The 19,153-nt window shown below is 43.7% G+C and carries 14 protein-coding genes; 10 read left to right on the forward strand and 4 right to left on the reverse strand.

Annotated elements, in window-relative coordinates:
- Positions 1–19 precede the first annotated feature (19 nt).
- Both JHD44_RS16955 and JHD44_RS16960 read left to right on the forward strand, forming a co-directional pair.
- On the forward strand, positions 20–694 hold the full coding sequence (locus JHD44_RS16955) for an MFS transporter (protein WP_199463952.1): 675 nt from the start codon (positions 20–22) through the stop codon (positions 692–694).
- Positions 594–1,328: an MFS transporter gene (locus JHD44_RS16960; protein WP_233402267.1), complete on the forward strand. Its 735-nt coding sequence runs from the start codon at positions 594–596 to the stop codon at positions 1,326–1,328. Before JHD44_RS16955 ends, JHD44_RS16960 begins: the two co-directional genes overlap by 101 nt.
- A 57-nt stretch (positions 1,329–1,385) precedes the next feature.
- Here JHD44_RS16960 and JHD44_RS16965 read toward each other — a convergent pair whose 3' ends face one another.
- Genes JHD44_RS16965 through JHD44_RS16975 form a run of 3 tightly spaced genes read right to left on the reverse strand, consistent with a single transcriptional unit; the run spans position 1,386 to position 2,973 of the window.
- Positions 1,386–1,724: an AzlD domain-containing protein gene (locus tag JHD44_RS16965; RefSeq protein WP_199463954.1), complete on the reverse strand. Its 339-nt coding sequence runs from the start codon at positions 1,722–1,724 to the stop codon at positions 1,386–1,388.
- Positions 1,721–2,446 (reverse strand): AzlC family ABC transporter permease, encoded by a 726-nt coding sequence (locus JHD44_RS16970; protein ID WP_199463955.1) that lies wholly within the window; start codon positions 2,444–2,446, stop codon positions 1,721–1,723. The genes JHD44_RS16965 and JHD44_RS16970 overlap by 4 nt, the downstream gene beginning before the upstream one ends.
- On the reverse strand, positions 2,443–2,973 hold the full coding sequence (locus JHD44_RS16975) for a helix-turn-helix domain-containing protein (RefSeq protein WP_199463956.1): 531 nt from the start codon (positions 2,971–2,973) through the stop codon (positions 2,443–2,445). Before JHD44_RS16975 ends, JHD44_RS16970 begins: the two co-directional genes overlap by 4 nt.
- A gap of 196 nt (positions 2,974–3,169) precedes the next feature.
- Between JHD44_RS16975 and JHD44_RS16980 the strand changes: the two genes are divergently transcribed.
- Positions 3,170–7,588: a DUF4347 domain-containing protein gene (locus JHD44_RS16980; RefSeq protein ID WP_199463957.1), complete on the forward strand. Its 4,419-nt coding sequence runs from the start codon at positions 3,170–3,172 to the stop codon at positions 7,586–7,588.
- Positions 7,589–7,625: 37 nt separating this feature from the next.
- Positions 7,626–8,882 carry a tetratricopeptide repeat protein gene (locus tag JHD44_RS16985; RefSeq protein WP_199463958.1) on the forward strand — a complete coding sequence of 419 codons (1,257 nt, stop codon included), beginning with the start codon at positions 7,626–7,628 and terminating at the stop codon, positions 8,880–8,882.
- Between the two features lie 4 nt (positions 8,883–8,886).
- Here the strand turns inward: JHD44_RS16985 and JHD44_RS16990 are convergent, their stop codons facing one another.
- Positions 8,887–9,822, reverse strand: a complete 936-nt coding sequence (locus JHD44_RS16990) for a LysR family transcriptional regulator (protein ID WP_199463959.1) — start codon at positions 9,820–9,822, stop codon at positions 8,887–8,889.
- 119 nt (positions 9,823–9,941) lie between these two features.
- Here JHD44_RS16990 and ggt point away from each other — a divergent pair, with 119 nt between their 5' ends.
- The 6 genes from ggt to JHD44_RS17020 all read left to right on the forward strand — a co-directional run bounded on the left by ggt (position 9,942) and on the right by JHD44_RS17020 (position 19,016).
- On the forward strand, positions 9,942–11,693 hold the full coding sequence (gene ggt / locus JHD44_RS16995; RefSeq protein WP_199463960.1) for a gamma-glutamyltransferase: 1,752 nt from the start codon (positions 9,942–9,944) through the stop codon (positions 11,691–11,693).
- A gap of 288 nt (positions 11,694–11,981) precedes the next feature.
- Positions 11,982–13,862 carry a methyl-accepting chemotaxis protein gene (locus JHD44_RS17000; protein ID WP_199463961.1) on the forward strand — a complete coding sequence of 627 codons (1,881 nt, stop codon included), beginning with the start codon at positions 11,982–11,984 and terminating at the stop codon, positions 13,860–13,862.
- 73 nt (positions 13,863–13,935) lie between these two features.
- Positions 13,936–14,904 carry a LysR family transcriptional regulator gene (locus tag JHD44_RS17005; RefSeq protein ID WP_199463962.1) on the forward strand — a complete coding sequence of 323 codons (969 nt, stop codon included), beginning with the start codon at positions 13,936–13,938 and terminating at the stop codon, positions 14,902–14,904.
- A gap of 194 nt (positions 14,905–15,098) precedes the next feature.
- Positions 15,099–16,001, forward strand: a complete 903-nt coding sequence (locus tag JHD44_RS17010) for a dihydrodipicolinate synthase family protein (protein ID WP_199463963.1) — start codon at positions 15,099–15,101, stop codon at positions 15,999–16,001.
- 51 nt (positions 16,002–16,052) lie between these two features.
- Entirely contained in the window at positions 16,053–17,555 is a 1,503-nt protein-coding gene (locus JHD44_RS17015; protein WP_199463964.1) for an aldehyde dehydrogenase, read from the forward strand.
- 105 nt (positions 17,556–17,660) lie between these two features.
- Positions 17,661–19,016 (forward strand): NAD(P)/FAD-dependent oxidoreductase, encoded by a 1,356-nt coding sequence (locus tag JHD44_RS17020; RefSeq protein ID WP_199463965.1) that lies wholly within the window; start codon positions 17,661–17,663, stop codon positions 19,014–19,016.
- Positions 19,017–19,153: the final 137 nt, after the last annotated feature.

Consider the following 19,153-nt stretch of genomic DNA (forward strand, 5'->3'; position numbering starts at 1 on the left):
TTAAAAAGGAGACCTTAAAGTGAGTACATCGCAATCCTATCTTTCCCAATCTTCTACCCAGCTTAACAGTGATAATAGCAATGCCTCGCTTGTATTTATCGAGCAAGGGGCGACTGCCTATCGCCGTGCGGGCTGGGCATTATTTCTTGCAGGTTTTTCCAGTTTCTCCCTTATATATTGCGTTCAGCCTTTGCTACCTATTTTCGCCAAGGAGTTTACTGTCTCCGCAGCACAGAGTTCTTTGACCTTGTCTTACACTACTGGAGTGCTAGCGTTTGCCATTGTACTGGCGGGTGCATTTTCCCAATCCCTAGGTCGTAAAGGATTGATGTGCGTTTCGATGCTATTGACGGCAGGCTTATGTGTGGTGTCTTCCCTAATGACAGATTGGAGTGCCTTTTTAATCCTAAGAGCCTTGATGGGGTTGTTATTAGGTGGCGTGCCTGCGGTTGCCATGGCGTGGTTAGCAGAAGAGATTGATCCAGCACATTTAGGTAAAAGTATGGGGCTTTATGTGGGGGGCACAGCTTTTGGAGCCATGATGGGTCGAGTGGGGGTTGGCGTACTTCGTTGTGCCGATTGCACAGCAATTATTGGGTTCTCTAGGTTGGGAGATGGCCATGTTGGTACTAGGGGCAAGTGCCTTGTCTATGGCGATTTTTGCCATGCCACTCACACCATATTCAGGTGCTAATGCCAGTTCTTCAAATAATGGACCTTCTCAAGGGCTTTTAGAGGCGTTATGGGAAGCACTCAATAACCGCTCATTTCTATTATTAACGGCAGGGTTTTACGTCTGTGGCTTCCAATTAGCGTTTGTGACGGTACATATGCCCGCGTATCTACGTGACTTAGGCTTCGATCCTTGGCTAGGTACGTGGAGCATTGCGGTGATTGGGTTATGTAACGTGATTGGCTCTTATGTTGCAGGGATTGTGTCAGGAAAATACTCAAAGTCGCTGGTATTAGGGATTATTTACTTTGTCCGTGCTTTATCGATCGTTGTCTTTATGCTGCTACCTACCAGCACCTTTAGTGTATTAGGCTTCAGTGTATTGCTAGGCTTGTTCTGGCTGGCAACAGTTCCACCAACATCGGGACTGATTGCAGTTCTGTTTGGCACCCGTTATATGGCGCTGTTATACGGCGTTGTTTTCTTAAGTCACCAAATTGGCAGTTTCTGTGGTGTATTACTGGGTGGTGTTCTGTATGAAATGAACGGAAGCTACGATGTAGTTTGGTGGTTAAGTGCTGTATTGGCTTTGATTGCAAGTATCCTTCATTGGCCAATTAAGGAGCAGCCCGTGCAGCGACTTGCGGCCGCATAATTTGGCAAATAAAACGAGGCCAGCTGAGATAGCTGGCCTCGTTTTTGTAAAAGTGAATTAACCTAAGAGCACCACAACTACGCCAAATACCGCAACGCCGGAAAAGATAGGCCAGCCCATCGAGCGCGTTCGACGCCAGACTAAGTAAGTCATCATGACTCCCACAAAGGTTGCAAACCACGTTGTCACGGAAGGGTTCCCAGGTACAAGTGAGGTACCAAACATAGCCGCGATCATCGTTGGTCCCAAAATCGACAACCAACTTGGCATATTGGCAATGCCTTCTTGAGTGTTCTCTCTTTCTAGTTTTCGTGCCATCCATAGATATGGCAACAGTCGAATCAAATACGTACCGATAGCGATGGTAAGTAGGGTAATCCAAATCGTGTTGCTCATGAGTGCGCTCCTGGTTTGCCGGTGAACTTAAGTGCATAGAACGCTAGAGCACCGCACAAGGCTGCCGCCGGGATAGCGATATTTGGAAAACCAAAGACTTTCAGCAGCATGGCAGAGGCTGCGGCACCTGCAATAGTCACCGTCCACTGTAGGTTATTGCAACGAGGCACGATGAGTACAAAGAACAAAGCTGGCAAAGCAAACGGTAGGACCTCATTTATTAATGGCCAGCGCTGCATTAATTCATCCCCGGCAATCGCCCCTAAAGCCGTGCCTCCAATCCAACTTAACCACGCCAGCGTTGCGGCTCCGGTGTACCAGCCAATACGTGATTCACTGGGCATTTGCGGTAAGCGTGTGTGGGCGATGGCGAAGATCTGATCCGTTAGACCATGCATGAGTGGCCCCCAACGGGCGTCTTTAGTTAAGTAGGGGGCTAAGTTTGGGCCATACACCACATGTCGTGCATTGATCAGTAATGTCATGATAATCACCAGCCAAAGAGGAGCGCCAGAGGCCACCATGGCGACAAATAAAAACTGTGAAGCACCGGCGTAGATAAAGGTCGAGATCAAAATGGTTTCGAGCACACTGAAACCTGATTGAACGGAGATCAAACCAAACGAAATGGCCACAGGAATATAACCACCAAGTAGAGGAATCGCATCTTTAACACCTTGTTTCCAAGGCGTCATAGATAAGGGTTGTGCAATGCTACTCATATTGACTGCTCCTGTTTAGGGTAGGTGATCACCATGATCAAGGTCGTCCATAAATCCCCAGTCTGGTAACAGTGAGATTTATCTGCTGAGAAAGTAAATGTATCGCCAGCGCCAAGCTTTTGTAGATCCTGTTCCTCACCAGCAAGCAATTCGCCACTGATGATGGTGATTGATTCAATCGATCCAGTGATATGAGGCTCAGACAGTTTGATTGTGTTAGGAGCACATGACATCCAGTAAACATCGACTCTTGGGTTGTCAGTACCTTGGTCGATCAACTTTACTTCGATGCCATTTTCACCCAATGAGGCAGGTACTCTGGCGACTAAGTCACTGAAAGGCACATTGAGCTGCACTGCTAAGCGCCAGATCGTTTCAAGAGTTGGGTTGCCACCCCCTTGTTCAATCCTAGACAGATTGGATTTGGCGATGCCTGCATCTTGCGCAAGTTGTGATAAAGACAAGCCTTTCTTAAGGCGTAGGGCTTGTAGATTCCGGCCTAAAATATCGAGATTCGGTTTTTCCATAGAATTGGCTTCTTATTTGAGCATTTTATAATTTGTTCCATATATCGAACGTTCTATATATAGAACAATTAAAAGTCAAATTTTTGCACTATTTTTCTTCTTGCATTCAATTTGCTCATATAGCAAAAATAAATAATTAAATTCATTTCTTTATGCTTTAATCAGAATAGCTAGATTAATTTTTGGGTTATCTAAATTGGGTCTTTTGAGGTGTTTAATGAGTCAAAATATTCGTTCAAAGCAAGTTGCCATCATTGATCAATCTATATCTGAATATCAGCTTCTAGTGAATGCTGCCGAAGCACAAGGATTAGACGTTATTCTGATTTCGGATGAAGGCGATGGCTTTGTACTGCTAGCCGAACAGTTAGCCGATAGATCGAATTTAGAAGCCATACATCTATTTTCCCATGGTGATGATGGTCAAGTGTTTCTTGGTGGTGAGGTACTTAATTCTGAAAACTTAGCTCAGTACCGCGATGTATTAGAAACAATCGACAGTAGCTTGGCAGCCAACGGTGAGTTGTTACTCTATGGATGTAACATTGCTGAAACGGATATCGGTTTGGAGTTTATAGGTAAGTTGGCGAAACTAACCGACTCGGATGTAGCGGCATCTATTGACTTGACCGGAAGTGCCGAAAAAGGCGGTGATTGGATATTAGAGGTCACAACAGACGATGGCTTGCAATTTTCCTATTTAGACGAAGAATTGTTTGCCTCGTTTTCGGGAGTGCTGTTGCCAACAGATGGTGAAGTGATAGACCCAGAATTTTTTCCTAGTGATTTTAATGACCCAAGCACAAGACTCAGCACCGATGGTTTTTTTGAATTGTCGGTTCCAGCATTAGACGAAATACAAGGGGCGAATGGAACTGAATATGTTCATGTGCTTGCACAAAATGCCGACTCATCTTTTACCATTACTGCTCAGGGGGACCTGACATCGTTTGAGTTAACTGGACTCAATGTTGCTGAAGATTTTCCCGATAACGAGTGGAGTTCCATGAGTATCTCTGGTGCATTGTTAGCTGGAGGTACGGTTACAGGCACTATTACTGATGATGCCAATTCATTGGATCACATTGTCGATCTTAGCAATTTCGCTAATCAGCAGATCACTTCGTTTACCATCACTTTTACCTCATCAAATAATAATACAGACCAGTTTGGTTTCTATGATTTCACAGTAACGAATGCTAATAGTGGTTCAGGATCACAAAATACTATTCCAGAATTGTTGGGAACACCGGTTGATCAGGCTGTCGTAGAAGATATCACGACGGCAATTGATTTATCAGATTATACGGTCTCTGATAACGACGGAGATACGATTACACTTACGTTAGCCGTAGATCGGGGCACAGTTTCAACAGTAGACGGAGATGGCACCGTAGCGGGAGTGACGATTGCTAATTCAGGAACATCGACTATGACGTTGCAAGGTCTGACCGACGACCTAAATACTTTCCTGAGTGATTCATCTGCCGTTCGATACACAACAGCTCAAGATGACACGACGACGGCAACACTTAGCGTTACGCCGTTTGATGGCACAGACGATGGTCTTACGGATTCGATTGACATTACAGTCACTCCTACGAATGACATTCCTGTGATTGCTAATTTAACCGGAGATACGGTGACGTTTAGCGATGGCGATTTAAATGTGTCTCTAGATTTAAATAATGACCTGACGCTCACTGATGCTGATTCACCAGCCAGTTTTGATTCAGGTTATCTTCTTGCCTCCATTACAACGAATAAAAATGCATCTCAAGATCAACTTTCATTTAGCTCTTCAGGTGAGGTCAGTTTAGCTGGGAATACATCTGGCTCGAATGTGTCTGTTAACGGTACGGTAATAGGGACACTTGCTAATGATATTGCTGTTGGAAACGATTTACGGGTTGATTTCAACTCTGATGCGACGGTTACTCGCGTACAAACACTACTTCAAAGTCTTATTTATACCAATGTCAGTAATATCCCCAGTAACGAAGACCGAACGGTAAGTATTTCTGTTTATGATGATACTGGGGCTAGCTCAGATACTGCGACAGTGACAGTGTCTGTTGTGTCAACCAATGAAGCTCCCGTTTTCACAAATGTAGATGGGACCCCTACTTTTATAGAAGGGGGATCGGCTGTCGTGCTTGATGATAATATGAGCATTTCTGATCCTGAACTAAATGAGTTAGATAGCTATAGCGACGCCTCTTTAACGGTACAGAGAAGTGGTGGTGCTAATGCTGACGATATTTATGGTTCTTCTGGTACATTATCTTTGTTAACAGAAGGAGCTATGTTTGATGTGGGTAACATCACTATTGGTGAAGTGACAACTAACTCAGCCGGGAGGTTAGTGTTAACGTTTAATGCGAACGCGACACAAGCTCTGGTAGATGCGGCATTACAACAAATTTCTTACAGCAATAGCAGTGATCTACCTGATTCGGATGTTCAGCTTTCCTTAAGTTTTAATGATGGCAATAGTGGTAGCCAAGGTTCAGGAAACAATTTAACCGACAGCGATGATGTTATTAATATCACGATCACGCCAGTAAACGATGCGCCAACAATTGCAACAAATACTGGTTTCACTATTGCTGCTAACAACACTACTACCATTACAAATGCTCAATTGAATGAAGGGGATCCTGACGATGATGGTATTGGGTTGACATACACACTCACTTCTTTACCAACTCTTGGTAGTAGTTTACTTTTGAACGGTTCAGCGCTGAATTTGAATGATACTTTCACCCAGCAAGATATCGATGATGATTTGTTAGCATTTAGGGCTGGGAATACTGGAGGGCAGTCTACGTTTAACATTTCTCTATCTGATGGCGGTGAAAATGGGGTGTCCCCGGTAAGCGATACTTTAACTGTGCAGGTTACACCCCCACCCGTGACAACACCTACTACGCCAACAAATAATGAAACAACAGTTGTTTCTAACACAAATATCACGCCTACGACTTCAACGATTATTCAAAACGATAACGGTAGTGGAAATGTAGTTACTGTAACCTTACCCCCAAGTGTTAGCATTACCTCAGAAGGTCCTTCAACCGCTCAATCTGGTAATGATGCGGTGACAACATTAGTTAACGCAATTGATTCCAGAGGAAGTACTGGCGAATCAAACCTGTTATCTGGCGCTCAAACGTTTTTAAGCCGACTTTCATCAACCACTACTTTAGATATTAGAACGATAGTACCTACAACAACAGCGTCGTCTTTGGACTCACCTATTGTTATTACTGGTTCGTCGTCTATAAATGGAGGTGCTCAGTCAGAAGCCTTTGTCATTGACTTGAGAAGCATGTCGTCTGGTACGAACCTAAAGCTAGACAATATTGAGTTTGCAAGCATTATAGGAAGTGCAACGATAACTGGGGGAGCTGGAAGTAACTATGTAACTGCTGATGATAGTTCTCAGTTTATTTCTCTTGGTGAAGATGATGATGAGCTCTACGGAAATGGCGGTGATGACATAATCGGAAGTGGTGGAGGAGATGATATCGTTGATGGCGGATCAGGCGACGATACGGTTTTTGGTGGCCTTGAGGATGACATGCTCTATGCCGGAGAAGGGAATGATCACTTAAACGGTGGTTTTGGATATGATCGAGCGTTTTTTGGAGGGGATAGGTCTGACTATGTGATTGCTCAAGGCGAGCAAGAAGGAGAGGTCTCCATTACTCAACTTTCAAGTGGTGATGTGAATACGCTTTTTGATATTGAAACAGTCAGCTTCGATACTGGCAATTCCATTATTATTGCGCACAATGAAATTGAAGCAGTTGGGCATTATTTGATCAATACTTGGTTAGATGAAGAGGTTTCCAATGCTATCGGTAATTTTATCCTTTCCTACAGCCAATCTGTAGACGATCTGGTTCAAGTATTTGAGGCTTACGCACTGTCTGAATATGGTCAAGATTTCTCCGCAGTAGATGTGCTAGAGGATTTTGCTAGCAGTGTGGACATTCTTTTATTAGATGTTGAGCGAAATCAAATAGCAGATGAAGAAGTGGTTATCGAAGACGGTGGCGCACAAATTATTTCTGGTGAGAGTGGGTTCAATAAAGTTGTTATCAATGCAACGCAACAATTCACCTGGATTGATGTTCAGGAAGATCATATTATCTTAACCAATTCACAAACTGGAACGATGGCAGAACTTAATAATATTGAGATGCTCGAGTTTAATGATGACAGTCAACTTGTGATCAGCTCTAACCAAGTCGAGTCGGCTATTGCCCGTCTCTACGAACTCTTCTTTGAAGAGTATATTTCTGAAAGTATGTGGCAACTTGGAACGATCGCTGCCCAAGAAGTTAATGACGGACTGCTTAGTGCTGACACTGTTTTAGAATGGTTCGATGAAACATCGGGCTTAAGTGATTTATCGTTAGATGGTTATATTAATGCTTTCTTTAACAATGTGTTGGATAGAGATGCATCTAACCAAGAAAGTAATTACTATCAAAATTTAGTGACTGAAAATAATCTAGATAAGCATTGGATACCCGTATATTTAGTTTTAGAAAATGATGATTTTATCACCACCACAGGAACGATTTATGAAACTTTCGATGCTTAGTGGTGTGATTTGAGTAAGCGGATTCTGGTAGTGGTGAATGGACGTAGAGCATTTATTTGATCATGCCCAGCATTTCCAAAAGCTGGGCATGATGGGCAAAGCGGAAAATATTTATAGGGAAGTGTTAAAAAAACAGCCTACTCACATTAAGTCGATGGGTAACCTTGCCATTTTGCTAGAAGAGAAAGGGGCCTTTGATGAGGCGGAAAGCTTATTTAAATCTATTCTCAAGCATTGGCCACATCATGAGTTAACACTTCGACAACTGGCTAAGCTTTATCGTCATTCAGGTAGAGTTAGCGCGAGCATCGCCATTCTTGAAAGTATTTTAAAGAACAACCCGTCGATTAAAGCCCAGTGGGACTTATCTTTTTCGTACCTGCTCAATGGTGACTTTGAAAAAGGTTGGCTTCATTTTGATTCACGAATACTGCTTGCAAATCTGCCGTTAAAAGTAGATCAGAAAAAATACTGGGATGGTGAAATTAATCCATCAAAAACACTACTAATCATTGACGAACAGGGTATCGGAGATAGTTTACAGTTTCTTAGGTTTATCCCAGAAGTGCTAAATAAACCCTTTAGAAAAGTAATTTTTTACGGAAAGCCGATGTTGAAAAGCTTAATGAATAAGCTTTTTCCAGAAATAGAGTTTATTTGTAAGGCTGAAGAGGTGCCCGAGTATGATCTGTATGTTCCTTTGATGTCATTGGCAAAAGTATTTAAAGTTTATCTACCTGAGAAAATCGTTAATGACTTTAGTCTGGATTATGTATCAAGATTAGAACTTCGGCCTTCAAATGCAACCCATAAAAAACCTATTGTTGCTTTGTGTTGGCAGGGCAATAGACATTTCAAAGGAGACAAGTTTCGTTCTCCCGGTTTGAAGACGTTATTACCTCTGTTAAAAATTCAAAATGTAGAGTTTGTTTCTGTACAAGTTGGTCCAGCAAGGCAGCAAATCCACGATCTGGGTGTTGAAGGCATCATTACCGATTTAGGCAATAGGATAGAAACAGAAAGGGGAGATGTCTTAACAACACTTAAACTTCTATATCAGTGTGATTTTGTCGTCACATCCGATACATCTGTGGCACATATGGCAGGAATACTTGGTAAGTTAGGGTATGTGTTATTAAGCAGCAGACCTGATTGGCGCTGGCTAACCGATACAGAGCATTCATTTTGGTACCCTTCGTTAAAATTAATGCGACAAGCCAAAGTTAACCAATGGAAGGGAGTCGTTGAGCTGATAATTCAAGACATAGAAAATCAGTCTGCTTCAAAAACATAATTTCCTATTGATGACTTGGTTGAACTCCCTTGCTAATGGATACAAAGTGGCTTCGTAGCCACTGATAGGCCTTTTCTTGTGTTCGAGTGCTGTGATAGTACAAACAAGACTGATGTATTTGAGAAGGGATGGGCAACGTTCTAGTTGTAATAGAGAATTCTTTACACAGTTGTAACGCCAAAGATTGTGGGAGAATCGCAAAAAAGTCACTATTAGCAACAGTCTCAGCAATAACCAATGGTGATGAGAGAGTTAGCATAATATCGCGCTTTAAGCCCATTTTACTTAGTTGCTCGTCAACCGTCCCGGGTTTACCGTCCCAATGGACTACTAAAATGTGTGGGTAGTGGATGTAAGTTTCGATACTAATAGAACGCTGATCTGAAAGATTAAGGCCTGGATGGTCATTGCGTGCAATCATCAAAAAGGGCTCTTCCAGCAAAATCTCAGATTGAACAACCGATGGGATATCTCCTACAAATGGTGTGGCTATCACAAAATCCACTTCGTGATTGGCAATGGCTTGAATGGCTTTGGGGTCCATTCTCTCCACATACAACTTCATGCCTCTAGACATGTGCTGCCATTGTTTCATCAATGGAGGAATAAGCGTCATTTGAGCATAATCATTAGCCACAATAGTAAATGCCTTATTATCAATCATGGGGTCGAACCCCGTGCTGGCTTCCAAAGCTTGCTGAAGAAGCATTAAAGACTCATTGATACTTGGTGCGATGGTTAATGAAAGCGCAGTTGGTTGCATTTGATTACCACGACGAATAAAAAGCTCATCTTGCATGGTTTCTCTTAAGCGCGCTAAAGCATGACTAAAAGCTGATTCACTTAAAGAGACCTTCGCAGAGGCATTTTTTACTGATTTTGTTTCCATCAATGCTTGAAAAATAAGCATTAGGTTTAAATCCATTTTTCGTAAATTCATTCTGAATATCCTGCAGGTTCTGCTGCATATTAAGCACTTCTTTTGAGATTAAGTGTTTCATACTATGGAGCTAGGGGATCAAGTCTCTGTTCAACGATAATAATATAAGGAATGTATCAATGCGATTTGCGATCAATACTTTAGCATTAACAATGTCTCTCATAACCAGCTCATCTATCCTGGCAGCAGGGCAAGCAGCAGATGCGTTTTCTCCAGAAGCAGCAGGGAAAATAGAACATAAAACACTGGTTGAAGCGAAACACTTCATGGTAGCCGCAGCAAACCCTGAAGCAGTGAAAGCTGGGTATGATGTCCTAAGTAAAGGTGGTTCAGCGATGGATGCCTACGTTGCAGTACAAACTGTACTTGGTTTGGTGGAGCCTCAGTCTTCAGGTCTTGGCGGCGGTGCTTTTGCTGTCTATTACGATGCCAATCTAGGCAAAATTACAACGTTTGATGCACGAGAAACAGCGCCAATTGAGGCCACTCCTGAATTATTTCAACACCCTGACGGCACTCCTTATAAATTCTACGACGCTGTGATTGGTGGGCGGTCAGTCGGAACACCTGGTACGGTCGCGTTAATGCAAAAGCTGCATGATGTTCATGGTAAGTTGCCTTGGAATAGTTTGTTTGATCCTGCTATTAAGCTTGCAACTGAAGGGTTTGAAGTCTCCCCCAGGTTGGCAGGTGCCATTGCTGATACGCAAGACTCTTTGTCTAAGTATCCTGAAACGGCGGAATACTTCCTAGATAAAAGCGGTCAACCTCTAGCAGCAGGCACATTATTAAAGAATCCTAAATACGCTAATGCACTTAATCTTATTGCAAAGGCGGGTGCTGAAGGTTTTTACCAAGGTCAAATAGCTAAAGATATTGTTAAAGCCGTGCGTTCGATTTCTGATAATCCAGGTGTTTTGTCAGTTTCAGATTTTGACACTTATAAGGTGAAAGAGCGGGAGCCAACTTGTCTGCCATATGAGGCTTTTGATATATGTGGAATGGGGCCTCCAAGCTCTGGTGCATTAACTGTTGGTCAGATTTTAGGCATCACAAAATACTTTGATTTAGCCTCTTTGGGGGCCGATTCTGCAGAAGCTTGGCAAATCATTGGCGATGCATCACGCTTAGCTTTTGCTGATCGCGGGCGTTATATGGCCGACACAGACTTTGTGCCAATGCCAGAAGGCTTATTGGACGAAGGCTATTTAGCCTCTAGGGCAAAACTCATTACGCCAGGGAAAGCCTTAACGTCAGTGTCAGCGGGTGACCCTCGCTGGGAGAAAGCTGTGACATTAGCGGATGATCAAGCGATTGAGTTTCCAAGTACTAGTCATATCTCGATTGTTGACGCAGAAGGGAATGCATTATCCATTACAACGACGATTGAAAATGGCTTTGGCTCTCGAGTAATGAGTAATGGCTTCTTGCTTAATAACGAACTGACGGACTTCTCATTTGCCTCATACAGTGATGGTTACCCAATTGCTAACCGACTAGAGCCTGGTAAGCGTCCCAGATCTTCTATGTCACCAACGATTGTCTTGAAGGATGGTAAGCCATACATGGTGGTAGGCTCACCGGGGGGATCTCGTATCATTGGCTATGTGTCCAAAGCTTTGATTGCACATTTAGAGTGGGGCATGGATATGCAATCTGCCATTTCGCTACCAAACATGTTGAATCGATTTGGTACATACGATGTTGAAAAGGGAACGGCAGCGGAGTCCTTTGTTACTGACCTTGAGTCCATGGGTTTCAAAGTTTCGATTCGTGATCTTAATTCAGGACTTCAAGGCATTGTTCTCGAAAATGGAAAGCTATATGGCGGTGCTGATCCAAGACGGGAAGGTATTGTGATGGGGGATTAATTTCTAGATAACTAGCAATAACTCCAGTGATTATAACTGGGGTTATTGCTTATTGTCTGATGCAAAAAAAACGTCACTTAAGTCGCATTTTGATTGTCATTCATGAGTCGGCTCATAAAGCTCTAAGACATGTTTGAGTGCTGTATCACTACAGATTTGGCAATTTATATCATTACCTGTTGTTATCATTTCATCTGCAAAAATGTTGTTTGTGGCACTTTGATGACGGTAGTTACTATCAAGAATCGAAAGGAACTACTATAAAATGTCATAAATAAAGGTTGTAAAATGCTGAATTTGTCATGGAAACAAAGGTTTTTGATTACGATTGTGACTTCTGTTGTGGCGTTGTCGTGTGTGGCGGCAGCCATTCTGTGGAGTTATCAAACTTTAGAGAGAGCCAACGATGTTAAGGACAATGTCTCGACCTATCAACAGCAGATAACAACTTTTTCCAATACATTGCTGAAGTTAAAACAAAGCGCGAATGCGTTATCAATCATTGAGGCTGCAAGGTTTGAATCATTGCTGAATGACCTATCAATGCAGGCGCAGTACTTTAAAGAGCAAGCTCAAAGAACCAGCGATGCAGAAGTGGTGACACTTTCAAGGCGGCTAGAAGAAACAGTCGCTACATATGTGGATCTTCAGCATGTATGGTTTGAAAACCGAGAAACATTGGGCTTGTCTGGAAGCCTTGGACATTATGCCACGCTTACCCAATACGGAAACGTTCTTTTTGACATCTCTCTTTCACGTGTAAGTCAATTCAGTATTCCAATCAGCTTGGCGCAAAAAGGGCTGATTGAAAGCAGAAGTCAGTCTGATGTAATTAAAATCCAGCAAGCTTTGACTGAATTAACTGCTATGGTCGAAGACTTTGGTTGGGAATCCAATGATATTGGTAAGGCTGTATTGGAATATGCTCAAGTCTTTGATCAAGTCTCTCAGTTGATCACCAAAGATAAACAACTGTCTGATCAGTTACAGACCATGTCGCTTACGATTGATCAAATTTCCTCGCAGCAGCGTCAACACCTCGAAGAGCATATTTTAGGACTGGTTTTGCAGCAAGTGTCTGTTGCCAAAAGTACTGCATTTTTGGTGGTTTTGGCTGCCCTATTAGGGATGGGTGTTTTGATTACCGTCACTTTGATGTTTATGTCGAGGCAGCTTAACCATCAATTGAGTTATATGAAGCAAGTCATGTCGAGCGTGGCCGCAGGGGATTTTTCGAAACGGCTCCAAACAACTAATAATCAAAACGATGAATTAAATCAGTTACGGCTTTCTTTTAATCATATGCTTGAGGATGTTTCAAAGTTGATGAAGCAGGTTCTTAGGGCCGCTGATGACTTATCTGCTGTTAGAAATCAACTTGAAGGGGAAGTTCTGCAGTTGGCCGCTGCTAGTGAACAAGTCGAGCGAAATACAGAGCAAGTCATGGACTCGACGCAACATATTTCAGTGATGTCTGAAGATGTAGCAGAACGTTCTTCTTCGGTTAATCGAACAGCCCAAAATGCCCAAGAGTTAAGTAAGTCAGGACAAGGAATTGTGAGCGGAAGCGTTCAAGCAATGGAGCGCATAGCCTCACTAATACATAACAGTCATGATGCCACGCAAACGTTGTCTGAATCTGGCGATAAAATGAAGAATATCGTCGATGTGATCAATGGCTTAGCGGACCAGACCAATCTATTGGCCTTAAATGCAGCGATAGAATCTGCCCGAGCGGGTGAAGCCGGGCGAGGCTTTTCAGTGGTTGCGGACGAGGTAAGAGGTCTAGCACAGAAAACGGTGGAAGCTACCTCTATGATTGGTGAGATTATCAGTGACTTTAATAGACATAGCTCTCATATCAAGCAATTAATGGCTCAAGGTATTGAGCTGGCTGCAGATGGGCAAAATGCTGCGCAAAACGCAAGTCAGTCTTTTGTCGAAATAGATCAAGCAGTATTTGCGGTATTTAACGATATGAAGTATGTCACTCAATCGGTGGGAGATATCGCGCAAAATAGTGCTTCGATCACTCAGCAAATTCAGGATATTACCTTGCAAACAGGTCATACCAAAACAACACGTCTTGAGTTAGAGAAGCATACGAAAAAGTTATCTAAACTAGGTGAGGAATTAGAGGAGCTGACTCATCGTTTTAATCTGTCTTAAAACAGTAGCCGCTGATCATTAGGGAAGATTGCTTTACGCGGTTGATATAGATAATGACCAAAAAGAGTATACCATGGCAAAGCCAATTGAGCCGGATCAAATCTTGCTAAAAATGCCATCGCTAAGGGCGGTGAAGTCCTTTGTGGCGGCAGCAAAGTATCTCAACTTTACACGTGCGGCAGAGTCGCTTTGTGTGACTCAAGCGGCGATAAGCCGTCAAATTAGAGAGCTGGAGGTGGCTTTAGAGGTGCCTCTTTTCAAACGTACTGGGCGTGCTGTGGAGCTGACCGAGGCGGGGCAAATATTTTATGATGCGGCCTATTTGTCGTTTGTGAACATTGCTCAAGCGGCTCAGAGAATTCAAACCACTGCGAAGAAGAAAAAAGAGCTCAGCATTTGTTGTACGCCGGCTTTTTCATCATTTTGGCTAACCAGTCGTTTACCCGACTTTGTGCAGCAATACCCGGACATCGACATCAATGTGATCTCAACCAGTAATATGTTGAATACTGAGCCAGGTGTATATCCGGACATTTTTATTAGCAAGCTGAGTGATCCGCGAGAAGGTTATCATTCAGAAGAGTTGTTCCATGATCTCATTTACCCAGTCTGTTCGCCATTCTATTTGGAAGAACACCCGGAGTTAGATGAGTTTGTGAATTTGGATGGCGTGACACTTTTGAACCTCACTCCTTATGGACGCTCACAAGTAGCGGAGCATGTGGATTGGGATGTTTGGTTAAATAGCCTGAGCTTAGGATCAGAAGCCATTGGCGAAGCTCATTACTTCAATACGAACGATTACAATATGCTGATCCAGTTGGCGGTGTCGAATCAAGGTGTCTGTCTTGGTTGGCATCACTTAGTCGCACCATTAATCGAACAGGGTGCGCTGGTGAAAGTTGGTGAAAAAGAAATGGTGTATCGGGAAAAACGACACTATTTATCTTACGCCGAACGTAATGAAGGGAATGAAGCGTTACAGTCCTTTAGGAAATGGTTTTTAGAAGATTTGAAAAATAATTTATCAAATTTATTTTAAGGTTTTAAGCGGCTCATCTGGCCGCTTTTTTTTGTCTCGTTGTCTATCTATTCGCCTTTTATCCATAACTTAATGTCATCAATAGATTGGAAAAATGGTTGATTGTGACAGTTTGAATACGCTGGGTAATATCAATTTAGGTTAGGTGGCTTGTTCACCCTCATCACAGCGTATTTGTATAGAAGGCAATTAGAATGAAATTTGAAGGGATCTACACTCCTGTTATTACCCCTTTCTTTGAAGACGGTTCGATCAATTATGATGCGTTTTCACAACACGTAGCGTATCTAAAAGAGTCTGGTGTGCACGGTCTAATGATCGGTGGCACTACAGGTGAGTATTATGTTGAAACCCTAGAAGAGCGCTTAGAGCTGCTATCCACTGCGCGTAAAGCTGTGGGTTCTGATTTGACGATCATTTTCGGGACTGGCTCTGTTAATCCTAATGATTCCATTTGGTTGGCTGAGCGTGCCAAGGGCGCAGGCGCTGACTGCATTCTATTAGCGACACCTCCTTACTCTCTGCCAACTCAGAAAGAATTGGCAACCCTTGCCCTTGAGATTGATCGCGTCGCGGGCCTACCAGTCATGCTTTACAACTACCCAGATCGTATGGGTGTGAATATGGAAGCCGAATTCTTTGAGCTAGTGAAAGGTGCCACCAACATCTGTGGCATCAAAGAAAGTTCAGGCGATATCAACCGCCTACACATGCTAATGAACGAATTCCCTCACATCCAAGTTACTTGTGGTATGGACGACCAAGCACTTGAGTTCTTTGCTTGGGGTGCAAAAGGTTGGGTGTGTGCAGGTTCTAACTTCTTGCCAAAAGAGCACGTAGCACTTTACCAAGCTTGTGTTGTTGAAAACGACTTTAACAAAGGCCGCAAAATCATGGCAGCGATGATGCCGTTGATGAGTGTTCTTGAGCAGGGTGGCAAGTTCATTCAGAGCGTTAAGCACGGCGTTACCTTTGATGGGCGCGATGCGGGCATCGTTCGTTCACCGCTCATGGGTCTAGACGAAGCTGAGAAAACTGAACTAGAACAAGTGATTGTTGCGCTGCAGAAAAACATTGCAAGCATCGTTGCCGAGTAATCACGCATCTAATTGATACGAACTTGTCATCATAAGAAATAGGAAAGGAACATGTCAGAATTTTTAACCACTTCAGAATACAAAGACATCGCTAAATCGTTGGTGCTGCCAACTACTAGCTTTATCAATGGTGAAGCATACCGTGCCATGAGCGGTGAGTCGTTTACATCAACGAACCCTGCAACAGGTGAAGTGCTGGCTGAAATTACGGCCTGCCAAGCAGACGATGTGGATTACGCTGTTTCATGCGCTAAAGGAGCTTTTGATAGCGGTGTTTGGAGTGAACTTCATCCAAATGAGCGTAAAGCGACGCTATTGGCTCTATGTGACCTAGTTGAAAAGCATCAACACGAACTTGCTGTGATGGAGAGCCTAGATTCAGGTAAACCTATCTGTGATTGTGAATCCATTGATATCCCAGAGTTCGTTCATACGGTTCGCTGGCACGCTGAGTTGATGGATAAAATCTACGATCAAACGGCTCCGGTAGGCTCTGATGCTATGTCGATGATCGTGCGTGAACCTGTTGGTGTTGTGGGTGCTGTTCTGCCATGGAACTTTCCTCTACTTATGTTGGCTTGGAAAATCGCCCCTGCACTAGCGGCCGGTTGTTCAATGGTGATTAAGCCAGCGAAACAGACGTCTTTGACTGCGATCCGTATTGCCGAGTTAGCCGCTGAAGCAGGTCTACCAAAAGGCGTGCTTAACGTCATCACAGGTGGCGGTGCAGCAGTGGGTGAAGCCATTGGTCGTCATATGGACGTTGATATGGTGACGTTCACAGGCTCCACGGTGACAGGCCGTCGTTTCCTACAGTACTCATCAGACTCTAACCTGAAGAAAGTGGTACTTGAGCTAGGTGGCAAAAACCCATGTGTCGTTCTGGACGATGCAGAGGATCTTGATTACGTCGCTCAGCAAGTATGTGCCGCGGCATTCTGGAACATGGGTGAAAACTGTTCAGCAGGTTCACGCTTGATCGTTCATGAAGCGATTCAAGACAAGTTGCTTGAGTTGGTTAAAAAGTACTCTTCTGAGTGGCAGTTGGGTGATCCACTGGATCCACAAAACAACTTAGGTGCAATGATCGATACTGGTCACTTCAACAAAGTATGCGAATACCTAGAACTGGGTAAGCAAGAAGGCTACGAAGTTGTGATCGGTGGTAATGCCCGCGATGGTCGTTTTATCGAACCGACTATCTTCGCTGGCGTGAAAAACAGTGATCGTATGGCACAAGAAGAAATCTTCGGCCCAATTCTTTCGGTTATTACGGTGTCTAGCTTCGAAGAAGCGATGGAAGTGGCAAACGATACGGAATACGGCTTAGCAGCCTCTGTTTTCACTGCGAACTCAAAGCGCGCTATCAAGGCAGCACGTGCGATCAAAGCGGGAACTGTGACGGTGAACTGCTTTGGTGAAGGGGACATCACAACACCATTTGGTGGCTATAAGCTGTCAGGTTTTGGTGGGCGTGATAACTCTATCCACGCACACGATCAATACACAGAGCTAAAAACTATCTGGGTGGATCTATCTGATCACTCAGCATAGTGCATTAGTCGCAATGCATTGCTATAGGCATTACATAGGGTAATGCCTAACCTATTCTGGCCGTACTTCTGTGCGGCCTACGGCTTGTTGTAATGTGGTAATCATATGGTCAAAACAATAAAGACAAAACGCCTTCCTAAAGACCCTGGGCCAGCGGGTTGGAACGAAATTTATCGTGATAAATCGTCCTTTCCGGCTTTAGATCAAGATATCGAAGTGGATTGGGTTGTTGTGGGAGGTGGTTTTGCAGGGCTTGGTGCAGCAAAGCGCTTGCTGCAACTTCTAGGAAGCAAAGAGCGAATTGCGGTGGTTGAAGCTCGGGGTATCGCACAAGGTCCTGCAGGGCGAAACAGTGGCTTTATGCTGGATCTTCCACACGAATTAAACTCTGACACTTATGCTGGTTCTAAAGAACAGGATTTGCGTCAAATAAGGCTTAATCGGGAGGCCATTAATTTAGCAGAAAGTATTGCCCAGCAGTACGGCATGGATAAGGCACAGTTTAGTCGTTCTGGAAAAATTACTGCTTCCGCGACTCAACGTGGCTATCGCAGTATCGAGACCTATGCCAAACATTTGGCTGCCCTCAACGAGCCATTTGAATTGTTAGGCGCATCAGAGTTAAAAGAGCTACTAGGTATTGATTTTTACACTCAGGGGCTAAGAACAGATAAGACAGCGATGATTCAACCTGCTGGTTTTATTCACTCTGCGTATCAAGGTCTAGTGTCCGAAGGTGTTCAAGTTTACGAGTGCTCCCCAGTTCAAGAAATGTCGCTGGGCGACAGTGTTCATACATTGAAATGCGCGAACGGTAACATTAAAGCTAAGAATGTGATTATGGCGGTCAACGGTCATATTCAATCTTTCGGCTTCTTTAAGCAGTCGCTATTGCACATATTTACCTACTCATCCATGACTCGCTCACTTAAGCCTCATGAGCTAAAGGCTCTAGGTGGTATTGATAATTGGGGGGTACTTCCAGCAGATCCCATGGGCAGCACCATACGTAAGATTTCAGATCATGCAGGCTCTGGACATCGTGTGATCGTGCGTAACCATGCGACCTTAAATCAGAGCATGGAAGCAACAGATGGTAATCTAAAGGATGCTGCCAGATTGCAAGACAGGTCCTTCGCAAGGCGTTTCCCAATGCTCAATGGCGTGGAGATGGAGTACCGATGGGGAGGGCGATTATGTCTAACCTATAACTCAGTGCCTGCATTTGGAGAAATCGAAAAGCGGGTATGGTCGGCCTGTTGCCAGAATGGCTTAGGAACGGTTAAGGGGATGCTGTCAGGCATGATGGCGGTTGAGAACGCGGTGTTGGGCAGTACAGAACTGTTAACAGAGTTTATGAAGCATCAGCAGCCGAAACGCTTACCACCTGAGCCTTTTTTATCCGTTGGAGCCAATGCAACATTACGCTGGAAAGAGTGGCTGTCAGGGATTGAGCTTTAGCGTGCCTCTGTTTCAATAGTGCTCGCAATGTCTACAGTCTCACTACCATGAGGCTGTCTTGATGCGTTTTACCAGTGTTTCCTCCAGTGCTTACATGACCCTTTCATGTAAGCCACTTTTAGCCGCCTCTATTACAG

Origin of the sequence: Marinomonas ostreistagni (genome assembly GCF_016461785.1) — a bacterium.
In the GTDB taxonomy this organism is placed as follows: domain Bacteria; phylum Pseudomonadota; class Gammaproteobacteria; order Pseudomonadales; family Marinomonadaceae; genus Marinomonas; species Marinomonas ostreistagni_A.

What these genes read in the sequence shown, in the direction of transcription:
- JHD44_RS16965 (WP_199463954.1), bottom strand. Translation starts at nt 1,724, where the DNA reads ATGAGCAACACGATTTGGATTACCCTACTTACCATCGCTATCGGTACG.
- JHD44_RS16970 (WP_199463955.1), bottom strand. Translation starts at nt 2,446, where the DNA reads ATGAGTAGCATTGCACAACCCTTATCTATGACGCCTTGGAAACAAGGT.
- JHD44_RS16975 (WP_199463956.1), bottom strand. Translation starts at nt 2,973, where the DNA reads ATGGAAAAACCGAATCTCGATATTTTAGGCCGGAATCTACAAGCCCTA.
- JHD44_RS16985 (WP_199463958.1), top strand. Translation starts at nt 7,626, where the DNA reads ATGGACGTAGAGCATTTATTTGATCATGCCCAGCATTTCCAAAAGCTG.
- JHD44_RS16990 (WP_199463959.1), bottom strand. Translation starts at nt 9,822, where the DNA reads ATGAATTTACGAAAAATGGATTTAAACCTAATGCTTATTTTTCAAGCA.
- ggt (WP_199463960.1), top strand. Translation starts at nt 9,942, where the DNA reads ATGCGATTTGCGATCAATACTTTAGCATTAACAATGTCTCTCATAACC.
- JHD44_RS17000 (WP_199463961.1), top strand. Translation starts at nt 11,982, where the DNA reads ATGCTGAATTTGTCATGGAAACAAAGGTTTTTGATTACGATTGTGACT.
- JHD44_RS17005 (WP_199463962.1), top strand. Translation starts at nt 13,936, where the DNA reads ATGGCAAAGCCAATTGAGCCGGATCAAATCTTGCTAAAAATGCCATCG.
- JHD44_RS17010 (WP_199463963.1), top strand. Translation starts at nt 15,099, where the DNA reads ATGAAATTTGAAGGGATCTACACTCCTGTTATTACCCCTTTCTTTGAA.
- JHD44_RS17015 (WP_199463964.1), top strand. Translation starts at nt 16,053, where the DNA reads ATGTCAGAATTTTTAACCACTTCAGAATACAAAGACATCGCTAAATCG.
- JHD44_RS17020 (WP_199463965.1), top strand. Translation starts at nt 17,661, where the DNA reads ATGGTCAAAACAATAAAGACAAAACGCCTTCCTAAAGACCCTGGGCCA.